This window comes from Mesorhizobium sp. f-mel, from assembly GCF_053850215.1.
In genome coordinates this window covers 510,339-530,281 of the sequence record NZ_JBSPTO010000001.1, presented here as the reverse complement: position 1 = coordinate 530,281, position 19,943 = coordinate 510,339, and the positions used below count along the sequence as shown (strand labels likewise).

Here is a 19,943-nt window from a genome sequence, read left to right as displayed (position 1 = left end):
AGTCTCGCCAGCTTCTTGAAACGACCCTCCCACCGCTCTATTTCGCCTCCACGTTACCAACTTTACAGTGCAAATTTTTGCAGGCATCGCTCCACTCTATTTGGCTCACGTCCGCGCTATTCCAACTATTTTTTTGAAGGTCTGCCAGTTTCGAGCCATCTAATAAGTATTGCCAAAATGACCCTGCATCGTCCTTCAGGATCAGGTAGCCATCCGACGTAATCATTCCACCCTTGATCTGTGTCGACCGAAAATCTCTAAGTTCAGCACGAACTATCTGCTCCTTGTCAGCAGAGCGTAGTTGAAACGAAGTAGGGCAAACTACTCCCTTTTTATCGCAATCTGGGTTTCCGCTAATCTGCTTGTTCGATGTGACAACGATGTTATACTCGTCTTCCTCATACTTCACCGGGCCAATTATGCAGCCGGTTTCACCTGATTGTTTGACGCAATCGCTGACGTCTCGGGGCGCGGCTTGCTGGAAATCACCTACCCCCGCAGCCGTCCACAACGTAAAAGATTTTCCGTCGCCCGTTAGGATTTGAAAGCCAACCCAATGTCCGTCCTGAACGAATTTGATCGGATTAGAAGTTCTTGGATTAGAAGTTCGGTCGCGCACAGCTGACAATACGTCAGGGAACTTATCGAACAGATCGGGGTAAATGTCCTTGCTACGATCACCATCGACGAAAAACCGATTCGACCCAATAGCTACGAACTGACTGGCGTCGCGAGTCGGTGATTTGGGCAAAGTTTTCACGGCGATGGCTCTGATGGCAGGCCACTGAGCGATAGGTGCGCCGCCTTGCAGGGCGACCATCCATTGTAGTTGCCAGCTTCCGTCTGGCGACATGCAGACCACAGATCCGGGCTGCCACTCTTCTCCATGTTGGTCCTGCAGATTCGAGTCCAGTGGGCGGAGAGTTCCGCCGACGATTTGAATGCTTGGCCGCCAGAGTTGCCTGTTGCCTTGCAGAATCGGAACCCAAGCAACCGTTCCGTCGGTTGAGATCCGAAGGGATTTTTCTCTGCCCGGATCTATGCAGGGCGCATCCTCAGGACGCAACCCAGTGTTTCCTGTCATCGAGGGTCGAAGCCAGATCTTGCCGCCGAGATCCAATCGCCACTTTCCTTCAATGTCGAAAAGCGCCTCTGTTAGAGCTTTACGAAGCTCTGGCTGCAGGTCCTGGTCTTCCTTATTTTTCTTTAATGCAATTATAAATGCAGCAAAGCTCTCAATTTTATTTCTATCTAACTCCGCTCTGTATTTTGGATCGTTAACAGGTAGCTTTATTGTGTCGCTAGCAAGCGTTTGTAGATGGAGCGTCGTCCTAACATCGTTCAGGACCTTCTCTCTCTCTAATGTTGCTTTTTGTCTAAAACCTAAGATCGCTACGCCCGCTAGCGCCAGAACTATCAACACCGGGCGATACCGATTCAGTGGGTTGTTTCTAAATCGTTCGGCGTCTTTGGCCCGATCTTCGATGCGCGCCACTTCTTCGACTCGGTCCCGCTCGAGGGCCACGTCTTTGACACCGCCATGCTCGCGCGCGACATTGTCATTGTCGTGAAGGGCATCGCCTGCCCATGATCGGCTGAAGGTAGCGTGCGGACCAAAGACATTGCTGAGGACCTCGTCGGCCGTCTCCGTTCCGATTTGATCGGAGGCCCTCTTCAGATCGGCCGCGGAGAAAAAGTCGTTGAGCCGGCGCCTGATCGATGAGAGAACCCCCTTCTTCCAGGCTTGAGCGGGCCGTATTTGTTCGTCAATCGACCGCAATCGGGTCTTAAGCGACCTACCTTGGTCAACCCAAAGGGCGTAAGTTTGCCAGTTTCGAACCAGCGCTTCGTGGTTGATATCGAACGATTGACCGTCACTGGTCTTCTTGGAGTTGATCAGTGTAGCCGCCACGAACTTTGCCAGCCCATCCACCAGTCCCTTCTGAATGGACTCGCGATTCTCTGGTTGCCGTTCAACCAGGGCGCTCGAGTCAAGCATCTTTTCGATGCTCGCAAACCGGCGACGAACGATCCCCTGCTCGTCGAGGACGGCGAGATTGGAAAATGCGGCTTGCATCAGCTGGCGTGCTTCCGCCGTGACAATTCTTGCCGACTTGCTCGCCACTGCCACGGCATCGTCGAGGACCCGTCCAGCGTTCGCGTTCAGACAGCCCGCAAGCCGCCTTTCTGAGTTCCAACCCGGCACCGCGTCGAGGTGCCCAGGCTCGATTGAGAAGGAAGCTTTGTCCGTGCTGCTGCGCTGAGTCGCCTCGGACCACAGCAGCGGCAGCAGGTGCTGCAGCAGCGGAAGACGATCCGATTCATGCTGCACAGCGGCGATGTCGTTGAAGGCTTTCAGTAGTTCGTCCAACGTCTCTTCAGCAAATGGTCCGAGACCGGGCGGTCCCGGATCCAAATTTGCCGCGCGCAGCACCGCGCGGGCCGGCTCGACTATGATGTTTCTGATCTCGGAATCCGCTACCAGGTCAATGAGATAGGTCGAGCCATTCATAGCCTCGGCCACTCCCGGAATCTCGCTGCAACGGTGCAACCACTCGTTTCGCATCGTGGCGATCAGAAATAAATTTGCCGGGCGGAATGTTTGGATGCTGGTCACCAGCGACATAACCAAGTTCAATCCGGCATCTTTCGTTTCGGCTGGGAGCGAAAAGACCTCCTCGAACTGATCGATCAGGATCAGGAGATTGGCCTTTCCGGAGCGCGGTCCGGCGGTGAGCTGCTCGTCGAGGGCTACGATTGATTGCTCGGCAAATTCGAACAGCGATCCTATGTCGAAGATCTGATCGCTGATCAGAAGTTCCTGTAGCCTTTTCTTGCACCGCGCTTCGACATCCTCGCCGACTTGGAGGGCAGGGGAGATTCCCAGCGCTACGCTGACGGCTTCAAGACGCCTGAGGCTTTCCGCACCGACTGCCGTTGGGGCCTGAATATTGCTGCCTGATTCTGTGGCCTCGATGGGAGCCGGCGGCGCCTTCAATAGCGGCTGGAAGAGTTGGGAAAAGATTGCCTCGAACAGCTCTTCGGTCGGATTGGTGCGAGGCCGGAATTCGATTGGGTACCAAGCGCCGCTGCGTTTGGGAATGGGCGCCGTGCTGTTGAGCTTCGGGAGCAGGCCCGCGCGCACCAGGGAGGATTTTCCGCTCCCAGACCCGCCAAGCACAACCACCAAATTGCGAACCGCAAGAATGTCGCGCAGCTGACGCACCTGCACCTCTCTACCAAAGAAGAGCGAGGCTTCCTCCTGGGTGAAGCTGCGTAAGCCGGGATAGGGTTTCGCAGTCATTGTTTTGGCCCGGAAGGCTCACTGCCCTTGATCAATTGCGTCATCAATTTGACCAAGGTTTTCTTGTCGTTGTTGTCAGCGCGAAAATATTTGGGGCCGCCTGTGCGGACACGAAGCGGCTTCCATCCGGGCGGAATGTCGATCTGATTGGCACGGTTGCCCCGGGACAACTTCAGTCCCTGGGTCAAGATAGCGATCCGAATGACCGCAGGGCCACCTGTCTCGAGGCGCTTCTGTTCGAGGATATGGTCGATCTTCAAGCTGAACTGATCAAAGCGAGACTTTACATTCTTGCGCAGATCGACGCCGGCCGCGACCGGAAGATCGTCGACCGCAACTATGGTCAGAGGGTCGTCCCCGAAATTCGGCAATTCCTTGAATGCCCGCAAGCGGACGAATGCTTTTCGATCGGGCACGGACAGGCTTTCTGTAATCGTCTCGCGCAGCATGCGAATGAGACCGGGCGGACGTTGTTCGCCCAGCGCCTCATGAAAAACCACGGCATCGGGCGCAACAAACCGCTTCAGCCAATTGACGAACTTGTCCGGTGGAGTGATTGGCGTCTCAATATTGTCAAGATCATCGCTGGCACGACCCAGATCGGAGGCATCGCCGGCAAGCTTCCAAGGTGGGCCCGCCGGACGCCAAAGAACTTGGCGGCAGCCCAAAAGAAGGTCGACCACCGCTTCCCCGGAGTCGAATACCGATCGAAGCGCCTTTCCCAGATCTAGGGCGACTTGCGCGGTGCTCGTTTCCGCTGCGCCGACTGTGCGGATGAAAATCGGGTCCTTGACGAGAAGGCCCGTCGGTTTCGGACTTCCGTTTCGCCAGCCATCTTCCCAATAGTCGTATCCGACCCCGCTCTTCTTTAGCGCTGTCACAAGATCCTGAATCGAAGCTGTTACCTCTGCCGGCTGTGAGCCCTCTGGTTCGCCCAACACGACGATCGGAACGGCCGGTGGACGCTCGGTCATTGCCGCCACCGAATTTGGATCTGTTTGGCTAATTGCCTGTGCGTAGATTGAGGACAACTTCAAGCCGATATCCTTCACGCGAAATTCAACTTCGGCCTCACGAGAAGGGCCGCCGAAGAAGATTGGGTTTCCGTCTTCGTCAAAAAAGGATTCGGTTTCGACAACATCCTTCAGATTAAGAGTTCTAATTCTCTCCTGTGCCCATTGAAAGGCGCCGCGAGTGAGTGAAACAAGCACCACCCTGCGTGGCGGAGCGAGTTTCTGCAACGCCAACTGAACGGTGCTCAACGGCGGGTCTGTGACACCCTTCTGCGCGCCGAAGTTGGCCAGCAACGCGACGAGAACCGCGTTCTTGTCAATGTCGTCGGGTATCAAAGTACCGATTTCCCAGGTCCCGGTGATTTGCCAACCATCCATAACGTCCTGGAGATATTTCTTGACGTTAGGTGCGAACCTCGCTTCCATTTTGCCGTTGGCCACCAGAAGCTTCAGAATCGGAGGCGGCTGTTGTCCCGGTCGCGGCTCGGGAGGTGGGGGGGGCGGTTGGGGGGTGAGTTCCTTGAGGATGTCGTCGATCGCGCCCTCCAGTTCGCCGTTGTCTGGATACTCCAGCTTTAACTCGTTCAGGGCTTTGTAGACGTGTTCTCCATCCAAAGATTGCAGGAAATCCCGCACCTTTGTATCAAACAAGTTGTTAGCGGCTGTTACCTTTCCGAGGGGAAATCCAACTCTAAAGTAAGAAAAGTTTGCGAACCGTTCATCTTGAGAATTTCCCTCAAAATTCGTGACAATGAGTGGGTGCAGCCTTGTTATTTGCTCGGAGGTGAGCATTTGACTACTCCTGCAGGATTTCGGTGATGCCACCATTCTTTAGCTCGGACACGATGTGGCTGAGCGGGACAGCGGTGTTGTAGGGTTTCTGCTCCAATTTAGTTCCAAAGCGCGTAGCGTTATGCAGCGCGCATGGCGCAAGATACGCGTCCAGTACCAGTGACCCTGACGAGCCCTTTTGCGTCGCCGCCGTATGCTTGGTGCGGCTGCCGATCTGGTTCGGACCCAGCACCGTGCCAATGGCAAATTGCAGCTCGCCGCGCATGGGATGCTGCAACACCATCAGCGCATTGTCAGTCACCGGTTGCGGCATGGAGTCGCGAAGCTGGATGTGACCGCGGATCTCTCCCGGCATCGCTCCCGAGACGGGATCGTTGCCGACATTATCGGCCAGCCTGATGAGCGCATAGTCGAGTTCGTTCATCCCAGGCTCGCCCTTGCCGCCAGGAATCTCTATGCCTCCTGGCGGACTGGACCTCAGCACCGGCGATCCATTGGTGAGGCTTGCCGAACTGGCCCGGCCTCTGGCATCTTCCGCAGCCGCGCGGTCGATCAGGTCGAAACGGAATCGCAACTCGCCGGCGAGGCGCCGCTTCGCGGCCGCAGGCGCCTTCTCCAGGCGCTCGACGACGTGCCAATTCGTGAGCACCAGATCGGGGCCCACCAAGAAGCCCGTGGCAACGCCGGGGGGATTGAGGTCGGCATAGTCAATGCGGCAGACACTTCGGAGGCGCCGGTTCAGAGCTTGTAGATTCAGCGTCGTCCCTTTTCCCGGCAGGATTTGCTGGAGTTCGGCCTGAAACTTCTCAGTCTGGTCACCGCCACCAGCCACGAAATCCCGAACCTGCCGCGCGGACACCGTCAAAAGACTGTCTCGCAGAACGTCCTGCAGTTCTTCTGAGTCGGGCTGGTCTTGCTGAATAGAGCCAATCAGGCCCGGAAGCCAGCCTTGGCCGTTTGCCGCCACAAGCAGGTCCGCAACCTGCAAGTCAAAAGGTGAGGCAACGGTAATGTAGGTGTAAACGGTTCGGTTCGGAAAATAGCTGGTAACGGCGCGGTTAAGTAAGGCGAGCGCGTTGGGAGAACCACCGTATGTATTAATGATGGCGTCACTGATCTTTCGCAGATCCGGCCCGCTTAACCTCAGTTTCAAAGAACGCTCCCGTCATTCTTCTGTTTCACGTGCGGCTGCGCCCACAATCCGACCGCGTCACGTTCGAGACCATGAGATGGTGAATGCGTTTCCGGGGCGCACCGAAATCGTTGGTGCCGGGATGAAGAGACGATTGCGACAAGCCCACGACGAACTGAGACACGCATTGTTCCCTGCGGAAATTGCTAACCACGCGCGTTCATGAAAAATACTACTATGACGAAGTGGCAAAGGCGAGTGGGATTATGATGCCGCAATCGCGCAGCTTTGGCCCAAGCACCGCGACGAGGAAGTTGCTGACGCTGATTGCGGTTGTCGCGCTCTCAAAGTCGGCCGTAGTTTGGTGATCTTGAAAACCGGACAATGATCTGGTGAAACTTTTGCCGCGACATGGCGTATGCGAGTTTCCACTTGATCCGAAGCCGCGGCGCCAAAAAGCATTTCTCGGGTCTGGAGTTTCCGTGCTTCCGTGCTTGGGCATCGAACAGCATCACCCAGGGCTGGTCCAAAGGAAAGGGGCCGCTGTTGGGGCGGCCCATTGAGGCATTCGAAGAAGCCCGGGGATACTTTTTAGATGATGACGGATTCATGTTCAGGTATGCAATCGGACTTTACGCATCTAATAGGAAGGATGAAGCCTTAAAGCAGCAGGAAGAAAACCTTGCGGAGCTATGAGCTATGTGCCGAGCCATGAGTTGTGGATTGAGAAAGGTACCTTCGATCCGGGTCAAGTGCCGAATGGATTTTTAATGGCACGATTGATAAACACTGGCCTTCATCCTTACGTACCTGCTCCGACACTGTGCATCCAGCGCCTTGTAGGGCTGCGAAAGCAGAGAAGAGAAGGTGTCCTATCAGCGCTGGTTCGCGTGATCGTCGAAAGGAGCTTGGTGCGCTCGACGTCCCCCAAGTTGCCCACACCGCATCGCTAGGCATCCGGTTCCAACGTTCGTGCGATGTCCATAAGACCTAAGAAATTGTCCAAGCATCTGCTCATCTGCTCAGCCAGCAGCTTTCACCATTTGCTTGAGCTTGGCTCTTTCCTCTCTCCCCTGCGCCATACGCCTTCGGGTTCTCAGCGCGTGGAAACCTCGATGCCGCCGAAGGAACGAACTCCTTTTTTTGAACAACACTTCGGGGATGCCGTGCTTGAGGCCGACATCTGCGGCCACCGTAGGCCGGATCAAAGAGTCGTCGATTAGGAAGACCTGTCGCTTAGTTGGAGACCCATTCAGAAAGCGAGCCACTAAAGTTCCGCACTTGCAATATGCGCCTTCGTCAACGCGCCCAGGCGTATCCGCAGATCGAGCTCCATCGCCGCTAAAAGGCTATTGTTCGCAGACATTGTTGTTGTCGAACTCTCGAAGTCGGCCTCCGCCTCAGTCAACTTGAAAAATAGAATATTCGTTTCGTTGAGAGCAACGTTTAACCGTGCGATTGCATAGCGAATGCTGGTGTCGGTTTCGTTGCTGCTGACCGCCGCGAAGTGGAGTTCTCGTGCCTTGAACCGACGCGTCTCGCGATCCAAAAGATTTATCCACGGGGAGCCGGCATCGGCCTCTTGAAGATTTCGAAGGCCCGCCAGAATGATCGGGCCTACGGCCGCGCCGCCAAAGGCGACCGTCAGGAACGGAATTATTGCCTTGTGAACCCTCAAGCCGGTTTTCTTGAATTTTGAACTAATGATCGCCGAACCAGCAAGCGAAAAGCCTAACTGCCCAAGATTGGACGTATATGAGGCGAGCCAATCGTCCTCATCATCCTCTTGCTTCATCGCCTTTGTCGCGACCCGGCTGGCAAAAAGCATAGAGAGCGAGACACCAGCCCGGACCGCCATGCTAGGTACTGCTGAAAAGTCGATGAGCGTGGTTCCGGAAACAACCCCGTCTGGTAACTTGTCGAGATTGAGTGCTGCAGTTTCCGTTTCAGCCTTACCCAATTCTATGTCTGCCGGGTCAAACGTCCCAAGTTCTGCGCTCTGGATAAATGCCCTTGGATTGACAACCATCATTCTACCTTTCCTTGCAGTACTTAGCCTTGGTCCCAAGAGCCGCGTTGTGCTTCTGAACTACAAAACGTTGCCCACGCAGCAGTTTCAGATCTTTCTGCATTCACGAGACCAGAATTGTGTCGCGTACCATGGCTCAGGGGCCAAACCCGCGCCAACAGATGTACCTAAACTCCAACAAACCCCACCTCTGCGAGATCGCGCGATCGGAGCCTTCACCCAATCGGCGAATGCTGGAGGTAAGGCGGCTGTCACCAAGCGAACTTGTGTGTAGCGAAGGAGGAATGCCAAAGGCATGCAACTTGGTTGGCCAACTGCGAACCGCGCACCGGCCTCTGCCGATGTCTGCAGACCGCCTGACGTTGATTGTCATACGATCTAGATTTCCATATCGCGCGCCAACAGCGGGCGGTTCAATGAGACGGTAGGGAAAGACATCTTGCGCTCCTGCGATCGGACATCGAACGCGTTTGCCAGCGAACTGCATATCTCGGAATCGAACGCGTGCGTTGTCAAAGACTCAGCATCTCATTCAGTGACTTCTGGAACGAAGGCGCGCGAAGGTACTTGACGATAGAGTGGCGCCAAGCTCCCTCATTCGATACCTCGAGATCCTCTAACTTTGCCAATCCGGTTGCTCTAAAATCGTTTGCCAGAAACGGATCGAAGCCGCAAACCGGATCGAGCTTATCGAAGACATTTAACCATGACCCGCTGACCTTCTTACTCGGAAACCCGTCGGCCCGCGTCCAGCCTGGTTGTAGCTTGTCCTGAATTTCGTCCAGCCCAAGCGGGCTTCCAATTGTGACAAGCCCATTGACGCGGGCGCAATCGTCGACGCGCTTTAGGCAATCGTAGGCGATAACAGTGCCCATACTGTGGCTCACAACGATATGGGTCCCATCATCGACAGGAGCCTGCAGCGCCGCGACAAACCTCTGCCGGATCTCATTTTGGATTCGGTATGTGGCTCCCGGCCGCGGGCTGTGCTGCGTATTGAAGAGATAATGGTGTACGTCGCGCAGGAAGGTTTCGAGAAAGATCTTTTTGACAGGCCAGGGAAGAGGCACTCTTTCGTAGGCAGCGCCTTCTTGCATGCGGTCCGGCGCGATCGCCTCCACAGCCTCCGTCGCTGCCAATGTTCCACCAATCTTTGCGGCCACCCCCACTAGGAACGCAGCCTCATCCGCACTCTCCGCAGCAGGCACGCCAGTTGAAGCGTTGGCAAAAGTCTCCTCGATCGGGGATGCGGCGGCGCTTTCATAAGCGGCGACATTTAGGTCGGGCTCGCTGTAAAGAACGTCCGCCCAATACACCATTGAAGAAGTGACGCCTCTTAGATTCAGGTCTAGGCCCTCGGGACCTTCGGCAAGGTTGCGCAGCCAAATATCATGCAGCGCATTCACGTTGGGTTTGTTGCCGATCCCGTGAATGAATGTAACGTGAGCCATTCGCTTAGCCCTTCTTCAGCTCCCAAACGATTTCCAAGCCGCTGCCCCTCATCCACAATAGAACATGGGCCACGGCGCACGAAACTTTCTTCCCTCAATTCCACCCTTCAGCATATCGACAGGAGAACATTGAACGCGACGTTCGTTGCGCAGAAGCAAATATTACGGAACTCAAAGCTGCTTGAAGTCAAAACGGGAGACCGATACTGATCAGCACTGGTGGCTAGAAAAGCCCCACCGCAAGCGCCTGACGAACTACGCTTTGGCAACGTCCGCTGGAACCTCCATCACGGTCGTTCGGAGTGGCCTTCATTTTGGATGCTAGGCAGTCAGGGATGGGGGTAAATTCCATGCGGTCTCACTGTCATAAGTTGCTTTTTCGGGTTTCACAGACACATGGATGTGATGCGTATGTCCGTTCCTGCCACTATAGTTCCGCCAACTCCATGCCGGCACACCGCCAACCGCAGAAGAGTTGGCGATTTTCCGATTCCATATGATGTATTTTACACGTGAGTCCCTAGCTTGCGTAATCGCGTTTGCGATGGCCTCAGCGCTGCAGCCATGGTCCGGATCGTGCGTGATATCCATTGCAGTCACTACACCTGCCGTGCCGTCTTTGACCCATGGATTGTGGTCAGATGCTCGCGACCGATGGCTGGGGTCACCAATCGTGCCGTCGCTCTTCTTCGAACGGCTCGGGGCGAGGCTATTTACCTGTGAACGGAGTGTTAGTAGAGATTTCGCAGCCCGCCATGCCGATATCGATGCTGCCTCACCTGGCGAAGGCTGCGGACTTGGATCGTCCGGATCGCCGTGCAGGTCCTCGTCGCTAGCATTGCTAATCTCTTTGGCAAGTTCAGAGTCAGGGATGTCGGTCGCTGGCCGCGGAGCAGCCTCGGTTTCGGGAAATGGATTTTTCTGGTCGCTCATCGGTTTCTCTCCCTCGTTCGACCAGCGTCCTTTGACGTCGGTCAATCTGCAATGCTGATCTCGAAGCTGCTCGCTTCCGGCCCCGTAACGATTGTGGTCACTCCAAGTTTTCCATCCACCGTCCGTGCCTGCAGCTTGAAATGGCCAGGTGGCAACGCAATTCCAAAGTGGCCCGCACCGTCACTGCGGATGGCTATTTCGGGGGTCGGTGCCGTTCCCGTCGTGACGTATACAAGCGCTCCCGAGACGCCTTCACCATTTGAACGAACGACTCGGCCGTGATGCAAAATCTTCTCGTCATCGCCCATCAGCATACAACGGCCAGTTAGCTAGTCTCCATGTCTCCACCTCGCCAAGCCTCAATTTGCTCGACAACTTCAGGCAGAACGCGGGGGGCCGAATTTACTCGCATAGCAATGCTGCCGGGCGTGCCGCCTTCGCCATAGGCATGGATACCGACTACAACTGGATGCGCGTTTTCGTCGGGGAAGACGTAGGCAGGACCACCGCTCTGCCCTCCCGACGTGTCGACGTCATAAAATATCCGACGCGTCGTGACGGCGCGGATCCGGTTCTTCGCCCAGTAAAGTTCCGTGCCGCCCCCCGGCGAGGCCGGATAACCAGAAACGTTAATCAAATAGTCCTGTAATTCCTCGTCAGGCAACGCCCCGACCCGAAATGCTTCTGTCGCGGGAAAGAGATCTGCATCCAAATGGATCGCCGCAATATCGTAGTCGGCGTCCTGTTTTTCGGTCCAGAGATTGAGCGTCGAAAAACGTCTTGCGACAAAGGAGCCGAATGGTCGGCGCTCTCGATCCCGACCCGGCGTGACCCTGATCTCGCGAGCCCAGCCCCCCATTTGCTTACTGTCGAACACGCAATGCCCGGCCGTAATCAGTGTGCGCGGTCCTACCACCCATCCGGTGCCTACATAAGTTCCGGTCATTGCGTCGATCTCGAGCGCACAAATCAATTTCCAAGGATATTGATCCGTGGAAACGATACGAGTTCTCTCGTCCGCGTTGAACACGGTTTCGAGACCGTTCTCGACGGGCGGTGCGATGCTGTCCTTGCTTTTTCCAATGACAATGCGCCGGCGAACCAATTCGGAAATCTTCGAGGGAGGTCCGTCCGGAGCAGGGGTTATGCGCTCGGCAATCTTGTCCCCGCTCACTGGCGCTGCCCAAGCTTCAAGAGCTCCGGCCTCAGTGTCCGCAGGTTTACGGACCGACTTCAGCTTGAAGTTCATTATCCCCTCCCAAATTCAGCAACTCAGGACGAAATATTAATACTCCGGAACCGCCAAAAATCATAGACAACAAAAGCCCGATCTATCAAAATTTTCTGCCCGAAGTAGGCGCCGGACCGTTCCTAATCATTTGGGATCCAAACATTCGACCGGAGCCGAATTGTTTGTCGCCAGGCTGACCGGCTCAGTCGCAGGGGTGCCCTTCATTTGGATCGATGCCGGGTTCAGGTTCCACGGGTCACTGCGCCGCGACTCAGCCCCTTGCGGGGACTCCCCTGGTGAATGCATCGAATTGAATGGGCCGGCCCTTTGTCAGGGGTATCCGGCCCGCCGCGGTGATCGAACCAGTTGCAGCATGGGCCGCCAAGACCTGCTCCCGTCCATCTGAGCGCATAACTGGGCTGGCCGACGCCAAACGCCGTTTTGCTGAAAATCCTCTGCCTGCCGAAATGGCGGTGGACCGCGCTTGCGGATCAGGTGAATTCGGCCGCATAAGGATAAGATCGAGAAGTATCGATCTTCGCTTCACGAGAGCTACAATAATTCTTCACAAACGGCTATCTATCCTGGCGACAGGCGTTTGGTTCGAGTCACGAGGGGCGCGGCTTGGAATTCGATTTGAAGACCATCGAGGCGCTTGCCCCCGATCAGGCGTCGCTGAGCGCCGCCTCCAAGCTAACCAAACGATCGAGCTGGCCGCGGCTGGAAAAGAATGAGCAGCAGGCGCTCATCTGGGGTGAATGCCAGGGCTCCGGCTCCAATCCTTATCGGGTGGTGATCGACACAGGCGACCACGGCTACAAATGCACCTGCCCGTCGCGAAAATTCCCGTGCAAGCACACGCTGGCCCTGATGTGGATTGCCGCCACTGCGCCAGCCAGTTTTGCAGCCGCTGAATCGATACCGGAATGGGTGAATGACTGGCTCCGCCGGCGCAGGAAGACGACGCCACCGCCAGCGCAGTCGACATCCGGCGCGGCAGCCAAGAGCATCGATGAAGCCGCACGGACGGACCAGAGCGCCGCGGTCGAAGACGTTGCGGCGGTGGAGCGTCGTGAGGCAGCGCAGCGCAAGCGGGCGGAAGACACACGACAAGCAGTGTCGGCGGCGCTAGATGAACTCGACCAATGGGTCGCCGACCAGTTGCGGCTTGGCCTTTCGGGTTTTATCGACGGCAGCAGCGACCGTTGCCGCCGGATTGCTGCGCGGCTGGTCGACATGAAGGCAACCGCGCTTGCCGGTCGCATCGACGAGATCCCATCGCGGCTGATGGCGCTACGCAGCGAAGAAAGACCGGATGCGGCGATCCGCGAGCTCGGCAAGCTTGTGCTGCTGGCCAAGGCGTGGCGGTCGGCGCCTGACGATCCCGAGCTGAAGCGCCTCGTATCGACGTCTGAGACCCGCGAACAGGTTCTGGCCAATCCCGATGCAAGACAGGTCGAAAGCTTCTGGGAAGTTCTGGGCGAGAAGATCGAGAGCCGCCGTGACGGTCTCGTCAGCCATTCGACCTGGCTGCTTGATCTGAAGAGCACTACCCCGCAATTTGCCGTGCTGCTCGATTATTTTCCGGCTTCTGCCGGACGCCGGTCCAACGCTTTTGCTCCGGGCGATCGTTTCGATGCCCGGCTGGTCTTCTATCCATCACGCAAGCCGCTCCGCGCACTGGTGGCGGAGCGCATGGGTGAAGTGATATCCGGCGCGTGGCCTGATTTCAGCTTCGGCGCTGCAAAGGACCCACTCGCCACGCATGCTTCCTATCAGGATGCTGCACCTTGGATTGCCGATTGTCCTATCATGCTGCCGCCTGGTGCGATCCTGGTCGACGACCGGGGCACAGGCTGGTGGCAGGCCGCGGATGATCCGCAAGGGATCGCCTTGCCGATCGCAGGCGCGGTAAATCAAACATTGCTCGGCCTCGACCTTGCCGCCACGGCAGCGCTCTGGGATGGCGCCCGGCTTGACCTTCTGGCGGCGCAAAGCGGGTTCGGGAGGCTTGACCTGTCGTGAACGAGGGCGAGCAAACAGGCCTGGCGACAATGCGCGATTGTTGGATCACCGGCGGCGCCGCTTTCGATCTGGCTCCGACCGCCTGGAAGACCATCGCCGGCGGTGCAAGTCCCGACGAGCAGGAGCGCCGACTCCTTGCAGTCGCAGCACAAGCGCTCGACGTCGCCCTGCGGCCTGCGGCGCCGAAGACACTCAAGCGCCGTCCACCGCTGCCCAGGCTTTCGCTCCCTATGCTGCCGGAGCGGTTGCGGCCGCTGTTGAGAGCCGCTCTGAAACACGCCGTCGACTCGAGACGCAAGACGCGCGTGGTGACGCTTGTCGCCAGCCGCGGCTTTGTCCTCCATCCGATGGACTGGATGCCCTCGGATCAGAACAGTCCGGACGACTACGCTCCCTGGATCGACTGGCAAGCAAGCTTCGACGGGGAGAGACATGCCCCACTAGAGAAACTGACGGCGGAAAATTGGGATGAATTCTATCCCGCCGCGCGACGCATCGCGCTGGCAGACATGCGACGCACTGAATCGGCTTCGGCTCGAATGTTGATCGAGGCCAAGGCATCGGGCGAGCCGGCCGAGGTCAGGCTTGCGCTCATCGAACTCATGCGCTTCGACCTGAATCCTGAGGACGCGCCGTTCCTTAAAAGCCTCTCCGCCGACAGGTCCGGCAAGGTGCGCGAACTGGCTGGCCGGCTGCTGGCAAGGCTGGGAGAGCACGGCCACTTAAGCGAAGGCGGGGCGGATGACCCCGCAGTCGAACTCGCCGCCTTCATCAGCGAAGGCAAATCCGGCTTCATCCGCCGCCGGACAACTTACACGCCGGCGAAACTGAAATCCCCAGCGCAGGAAAAGCGCCGCGCCGAATTGTTCGAGACCTGCAATCTGGTCGACCTTGCCGCACGGTTCGGCACTACGGAACCCGAATTCATAGGAGCCTGGCAATTCGGCACCGACAACAACGCTGACGTCCTAATCGCACGAATGGTCGCCGCTTCAGGCAGCGACGCTGCGGTGACGCAGATGGCGGATACACTTGTCGCGGATGGCGGCAAACCGGCGCTGTTCGTACTGCACCTCACGCCGCGCCTGGACAGTCGCAGAAAACGAGCCCTCGTCCGGCTGATCCTCAAGCAAGCAAATTACCTCAGCGCGATCAATCTTGCGGAAGGCATTGATGCTGGCTGGCTGGAATGGGACGATCTCTCGAATGGGTCGGCTCTTGCGGGGTTGCGTTCCGCCGTTGCGGGAAACGACGAAGCCGTGCGGCGGGGCGCCGACGATATACTGGAATCGCTTGGCTTTCTTGCCACAGCGACCACAGCGGCAAAATTGATCGACGAGGTGGTCGCAGCCGGTATGCCGCCCGCGGCCCCATCACTCAGCGTCCTGCGTCTCAACGCGGCGCTGGCCGAACATCAGTCTAGAACCGACACATGATCAATCCGGAGAATAGATATGAACGCTGCCATCCGTCTCCCGGTCGAGCAGGCCTATGCCTCTGAATTGCAGGCGCTGGCGCGCGGTGACGACAGGCAAAAGCCTGCCGGCTGGAGCCTCTCGCCACAGGCTGTGCTGACCTATCTGCTGGGCGGGAAGGCCGGCGACGGCACGCCGGTAACGCCAAAATATGTCGGTCGCCGCCGATTGATGGAGACCGCGGTGGCAACGCTCGCCACCGACCGCGCGCTGTTGCTGCTCGGCGTTCCCGGAACGGCCAAGTCCTGGGTGTCTGAACATCTCGCCGCCGCCATCATGGGTGACTCGACGCTGATCGTGCAGTGCACGGCCGGCACCGACGAGACCCAGATCCGCTATGGCTGGAACTATGCGCAACTTCTGGCAAAGGGCCCGAGCCAGGAAGCATTGGTGCCGACGCCGCTCTACCGTGCCATGCAGACCGGCAAGCTCTGCCGGCTCGAGGAACTGACGCGCATGGGGTCGGATGTGCAGGACACGCTGATCACCGTGCTTTCAGAAAAGATGATGCCGATCCCGGAATTGAACACATCGATCTATGCCCAGCGCGGCTTCAACATCATCGCCACGGCAAACAACCGAGACAAAGGTGTGAATGAACTCTCCTCGGCGCTCAAGCGTCGCTTCAATGTCGTCGTTCTGCCCTTGCCGGAAGACATGGCCGAAGAGGTGGCGATCGTCTCCAAACGGGTCGATGAGATGGCCGGCGGGCTCGAGCTGCCGGTGCCGAAAAATGTCGGCGAGGAGATAGCCCGGGTATTGACCATCTTCCGTGAATTGCGCTCCGGTGCGACCGCCGACGGAAAGGTGACGCTGAAGACGCCTTCGGGCTCGCTGTCGACCGCCGAGGCGATCGCGACGATGGTTGGCGGGCTTAGCCAGGCGGCGTGGTTCGACAGCGGCAAGCTCGGCGCCGAAGGTCTTGCCGCCAGCCTTGTCGGCGCGATCGTGAAAGACCCGGTACAGGACAAGGTCGTGCTGGAAGAATACCTGGAAACAGTGCTGAAGAAGCGGCCGGACTATGCCGGCTACTACGCGGCCTTGAACGCAGCGATCTGACGCCGTGGGACAGCGCGAGATCGCCTATTTCGGCATACGCCATCACGGGCCGGGTTCCGCCGACAGCCTCGCGCAGGCATTGCAGGATTTGCAGCCGGTCGCCGTGCTGATCGAGGGGCCGATCGACGCCTCCGCGCTGCTGCCTTTGCTGGCCCGCCCGGAAATGCAGCCGCCGGTGGCACTGCTTTGCTATCCGGAGGAGGATCCGGCTTCGACAAGCTTCTGGCCCTTCGCCGAGTTCTCGCCCGAATATCAGGCGGTCCTTTGGGCCGTGGGCAAGAAGGCGGCGTTGCGATTCATCGACCTGCCGTCGTCGGCGCGCTTGTCGGAAGCGGCGGTCGACGTCGCGGAAAAAGTTGATGCTGACGAAGCGAAGGAATCAAGCGAGCGTGATGATGTGGCTCCGCATCGGCGTGATCCGATAGGCGCGCTGGCCCACGCCGCCGGCTATGAGGATGGCGAAAGCTGGTGGTCGGACATCATCGAGCAGAATCCGGAACCAGGTCCCATATTCGCCGCCATCTCCGACGCGATGATGACGCTAAGGGATGGTGAAGGCTCGATCGCGCAGTTCGAGGCCCAGCGCGAAGCGCATATGCGGTTCGAAATCGCGGCGGCGCGCAAGGAATTCGACGGACCTATCGCCGTCGTCTGCGGGGCGTGGCATGTGCCGGCACTGCAGGCGACACACACGCAGAAAAACGATCAAGCCCTGCTCAAGGGGATTGCAAGGCGCAAGAGCACGATGACATGGGCGCCGTGGACGGGACCGCGTCTGGCGCTGGGCTACGGCTATGGTGCAGGCGTCGTCGCACCCGGCTGGTGCAAGCATCTCTGGCGCACGCGCGGCCGGCGCGATGCAGCAACCTTGTGGCTTGCAATGATTGCAGCGGTGCTGCGGGTGAAGGGTCACCTGGTCTCGACCGCTTCGATGATCGAAGCGGAGCGGCTCGCCCGCACGCTCGCCGCGATTCGCGAGCGGCCGAAACCCGGGTTTGAGGAATTGCGCGACGCCGCAATTGCGGCTCTGTTCAATGGCGAAGCGTTGCTGTGGACCCTGGTCGAGGCCGAGCTGCTTCTGGGTGCGGACGTCGGCGAAATTCCACCCGACACGCCGTTGGCGCCGTTGATCGAGGATCTGCAGCGCAACCAGAAGGCGGCGCGGCTGAAACCTGAAGCGCTGGAGCGGGAACTATCCGTCGACCTGCGAAGCGACAGCGGGCTGTTTCGTTCGACATTGCTGCATCGGCTGAACGTGCTTGGTGTGCATTGGGGCAAGTTGACGGACGCCGGTCGCAGCCGCGGCACCTTTCGCGAGCGGTGGATCCTGTCCTGGGAGCCGGAATATGCCGTTCGCCTGGTGGAGAACCTGATCTACGGGCCGACCATCGAAAAAGCTGCCAACGGCCGCCTGATCCAGATGATCGAAGCCGCAGCAACCCTCGATACTCTTGTGGTACTGGTCCAGGGCGCCATCACGGCAGGCCTGTCGGAAGCATCGACTGCAGGTCTCGCGGCATTGGAGGCGCGAGCGGCGCGCAGCAGCGAATGCCTGGAGATTCTGGCGTCGATGCCGCCGCTCGCCGACATCATCCGCTACGGGGAGGCCCGCAAAACGGAAACGAACCGGCTGTCCGGCCTCATGGAGCGGCTGATCGTCGAAGCTGCGATCGCGCTTCCCTATGCGGCACGCGATCTGGATGAGCAGGCGGCCGCGACGCTGGTTGGCGCGATGCGCAAGGCCGATGAGGCGATCAGGCTGATCGAGCCCGGGCAAGACGTGCTGAACGGATGGCGCAACGGGCTGGCTGCCGTGCTGGAGGGGTCGCGGTCGACGGCGCTGCTGGCCGGATGCGCCGCGCACCTGCTCTACGAAGCCGGCCGGCTGTCCGCCGAAGCCGCGGCCGGGCTGCTCGGGCGACGCCTGTCGCCGGGCACGCCGGTCGCTGAAGCGGCAGGGTTCTTCGAGGGCTTCTTCAGCACAGCCGGTCAACGGCTGATCTATGATGAAGGTCTGCGCTGCGCTGTCGATTCCTGGCTTAAATCGCTCGACGAAGATGCTTTCATCGCGCACCTGCCGTTGCTGCGCCGCGTCTTTTCCAATCTGGACAGCATGGAGCGCCGGCGGCTGATCGAGGCAGTTCTCGGCCGCGCCGCGCGCTTGCCGGCCGGCCTGACGCCGACGCCGGATGGCGGCGAGGCGTGGCGCCGACACCTGGAGCTGCTTGGACCATTGCTCACGGGAGGAAACGGCAATGGATGACGAGGGCGAAATGAACGAGGCCGGCCCACTCACAGCCGATGGCGGAAGGGAGCGCCGCTGGCGCCTGGCGATCGGCGCCGCCGATGAGGCATCGCCGTCGCTTTCCAGCGACGACAAACGGCTTTCGGCGGCGCTCGATGCTCTCTACGGCGATGGCGACAGCGCAGCCAGCGACCCGCGCAAGCGGCGCGGCGGACTCGGCCGCTCGGCGCCGCGCGTTGCACAGTGGATGGGCGATATCAGGTCCTTCTTTCCCGCGCAGGTCGTTCAGATTGTCCAGAAGGACGCTTTCGAACGGCTGGACCTGAAGCAGATGCTGATGGAGCCGGAGTTCCTCAAGGCGATCGAGGCCGACGTCAACCTGGTCGCCGACCTGATTTCGCTCCGCTCGGTCATGCCGGCCAAGACCAAGGACATCGCCCGCACGATCATCGCCGACATCGTCGCCAAGCTGATGCAGAAGCTGGAGCAGAAGACCGCCGAGGCGATACGCGGCGCGCTCGACCGATCGAGGCGCACCAACCGTCCGCGTGCGCGCGATATCGACTGGCAGCGCACCATCTCGGCGAACCTTCGCCACTACCAGCCCGAGCACAAAACCATCGTGCCGGAGAAGCTGGTTGGTTTCATGCGCAAGCAGCGCCGGCTGGTCGATCTTGACGAAGTCGTTCTCTGCGTCGACCAGTCCGGCTCGATGGCGAGCTCGGTGGTCTACGCCTCGATCTTCGCGGCGGTGATGGCCTCGCTGCCGGTCGTGCGCACCAAGCTCGTCTGTTTCGATACGGCCATCGTCGACTTTACCGAAGAACTCAGCGATCCCGTCGAAGTGCTGTTCGGCGTGCAGCTTGGCGGCGGCACCGATATCAACCAGGCCGTCGCCTATTGCGCCGACCGTATCGAGCGGCCAACCAAGTCGCATCTGGTGCTGATCACCGACCTCTACGAGGGCGGCAATGGCCAGGAGTTGCTGCGGCGGCTGGCAGCGCTGGTTCGATCCGGCGTCAATGTCGTCGTGCTTCTGGCACTGACCGACCAAGGCCGGCCCGGCTACGATCCGGCAATGGCAGGTTCGGTTGCCGCACTTGGCATTCCGGTCTTCGCCTGCACGCCGGATTTGTTTCCGGACATGATGGCGGCGGCATTGCGCCGGGAAGATATCGGCGCCTGGGCGGCGGGAGCCGACATCAAGTTGGTTCGCACCGAGGCCGAAGCGCCCAGGGCGAACGAGTGAGCCCC

At 58.8% G+C, this 19,943-nt stretch carries 13 protein-coding genes; 5 read left to right on the top strand and 8 right to left on the bottom strand.

Annotated features, from left to right (window positions below; translation table 11 throughout):
- Nucleotides 1-37: 37 nt before the first annotated feature.
- The 8 genes from ACWUKX_RS02475 to ACWUKX_RS02440 all read right to left on the bottom strand — a co-directional run bounded on the left by ACWUKX_RS02475 (nt 38) and on the right by ACWUKX_RS02440 (nt 11,903).
- Nucleotides 38-3,304: an nSTAND1 domain-containing NTPase gene (locus ACWUKX_RS02475; protein ID WP_456003484.1), complete on the bottom strand. Its 3,267-nt coding sequence runs from the start codon at nt 3,302-3,304 to the stop codon at nt 38-40.
- Nucleotides 3,301-5,109, bottom strand: a complete 1,809-nt coding sequence (locus tag ACWUKX_RS02470; RefSeq protein WP_456003481.1) for a hypothetical protein — start codon at nt 5,107-5,109, stop codon at nt 3,301-3,303. Before ACWUKX_RS02470 ends, ACWUKX_RS02475 begins: the two co-directional genes overlap by 4 nt.
- Nucleotides 5,110-5,113: 4 nt before the next feature.
- On the bottom strand, nt 5,114-6,262 hold the full coding sequence (locus tag ACWUKX_RS02465) for a trypsin-like peptidase domain-containing protein (protein ID WP_456003478.1): 1,149 nt from the start codon (nt 6,260-6,262) through the stop codon (nt 5,114-5,116).
- A gap of 1,246 nt (nt 6,263-7,508) precedes the next feature.
- Nucleotides 7,509-8,273 (bottom strand): hypothetical protein, encoded by a 765-nt coding sequence (locus ACWUKX_RS02460; protein ID WP_456003475.1) that lies wholly within the window; start codon nt 8,271-8,273, stop codon nt 7,509-7,511.
- Nucleotides 8,274-8,782: 509 nt separating this feature from the next.
- The gene (locus ACWUKX_RS02455; protein WP_456003472.1) at nt 8,783-9,721 is read right to left on the bottom strand and encodes a hypothetical protein; all 939 of its coding nucleotides are present in this window, start codon (nt 9,719-9,721) and stop codon (nt 8,783-8,785) included.
- 321 nt (nt 9,722-10,042) lie between these two features.
- Nucleotides 10,043-10,654, bottom strand: a complete 612-nt coding sequence (locus tag ACWUKX_RS02450) for a hypothetical protein (RefSeq protein ID WP_456003469.1) — start codon at nt 10,652-10,654, stop codon at nt 10,043-10,045.
- 41 nt (nt 10,655-10,695) lie between these two features.
- Entirely contained in the window at nt 10,696-10,962 is a 267-nt protein-coding gene (locus tag ACWUKX_RS02445) for a carboxypeptidase-like regulatory domain-containing protein (RefSeq protein WP_456003467.1), read from the bottom strand.
- Nucleotides 10,963-10,979: 17 nt separating this feature from the next.
- Nucleotides 10,980-11,903: a trypsin-like serine peptidase gene (locus tag ACWUKX_RS02440; protein ID WP_456003464.1), complete on the bottom strand. Its 924-nt coding sequence runs from the start codon at nt 11,901-11,903 to the stop codon at nt 10,980-10,982.
- Nucleotides 11,904-12,509: 606 nt separating this feature from the next.
- On the opposite strand from ACWUKX_RS02440, the gene ACWUKX_RS02435 reads away from it, so the two are divergent.
- From ACWUKX_RS02435 to ACWUKX_RS02415, 5 genes are read left to right on the top strand one after another with little or no spacing between them, the layout of a single operon-like run.
- A complete protein-coding gene (locus ACWUKX_RS02435) occupies nt 12,510-13,910 on the top strand; it encodes an SWIM zinc finger family protein (RefSeq protein ID WP_456003462.1) in 1,401 nt (466 codons plus the stop codon).
- On the top strand, nt 13,907-15,346 hold the full coding sequence (locus ACWUKX_RS02430; protein WP_456003460.1) for a DUF5691 domain-containing protein: 1,440 nt from the start codon (nt 13,907-13,909) through the stop codon (nt 15,344-15,346). The genes ACWUKX_RS02435 and ACWUKX_RS02430 overlap by 4 nt, the downstream gene beginning before the upstream one ends.
- 18 nt (nt 15,347-15,364) lie before the next feature.
- On the top strand, nt 15,365-16,444 hold the full coding sequence (locus tag ACWUKX_RS02425) for an ATP-binding protein (RefSeq protein WP_456003458.1): 1,080 nt from the start codon (nt 15,365-15,367) through the stop codon (nt 16,442-16,444).
- A gap of 4 nt (nt 16,445-16,448) precedes the next feature.
- Nucleotides 16,449-18,707, top strand: a complete 2,259-nt coding sequence (locus ACWUKX_RS02420) for a DUF5682 family protein (protein WP_456003456.1) — start codon at nt 16,449-16,451, stop codon at nt 18,705-18,707.
- Nucleotides 18,700-19,938 carry a VWA domain-containing protein gene (locus tag ACWUKX_RS02415; RefSeq protein WP_456003454.1) on the top strand — a complete coding sequence of 413 codons (1,239 nt, stop codon included), beginning with the start codon at nt 18,700-18,702 and terminating at the stop codon, nt 19,936-19,938. Before ACWUKX_RS02420 ends, ACWUKX_RS02415 begins: the two co-directional genes overlap by 8 nt.
- Nucleotides 19,939-19,943: the final 5 nt, after the last annotated feature.